Source organism: Vibrio sp. L85, assembly GCF_963871815.1.
Taxonomy (GTDB): domain Bacteria; phylum Pseudomonadota; class Gammaproteobacteria; order Enterobacterales; family Vibrionaceae; genus Vibrio; species Vibrio harveyi.
Genome location: NZ_CAWMYL010000256.1, coordinates 1 through 518 on the forward strand (window position 1 = coordinate 1; position 518 = coordinate 518).

A 518-nucleotide genomic window follows, 5' to 3' on the forward strand; every position below is an offset into this window, starting at 1 on the left:
TAACCTAATGACACTCGCACCTATCACTAGAGACTACCGCTGTAGCCACTGCGACCACACCAAAAGCTACACACAAAAGGCGTTCACTGTATTTCCTGCAATAAAACAATGCCCTGTCTGCGAATACCTTACGTTTGAATTGCACTTTGAAAGCAAAAAGGCAAAGAAGCAATACAAGGAAAGTCAGATAAAACAAGCCGGAAAGGACTTAGTCCATGCCTCCAACATGTTCGATGAGAGCATTTCAACTGAGCGGGGCTTCATGAGCTCTAAACATTATGTGATCACAGATGTTGAGAGTTTTAAGGGTGCTACGGATAAGCTTAGAACGGCAGGTAAGCGATTGGCGGAATTGCCATAAAAGCAGGCATGGCGGTATTTGACCTATGAGTGTTTATAAGCGATTCCTTGAGCCCGAAATGGGCTTATCTCTGGCTCAGTACATTTCTAATATCACGGCACACTTACCAGTAATGATGCGCCGCGATATTGATTTGAAAGTTGGCCGGCGTAAACAG

Annotated in this window: 1 protein-coding gene; it reads left to right on the top strand. The window is 44.6% G+C overall.

Annotation, left to right across the window (positions count from 1 at the left end):
• On the top strand, positions 1–361 hold a 361-nt coding region (locus tag AACR11_RS29120), incomplete at its 5' end, for a hypothetical protein (protein ID WP_223295793.1).
• Positions 362–518 lie beyond the last annotated feature (157 nt).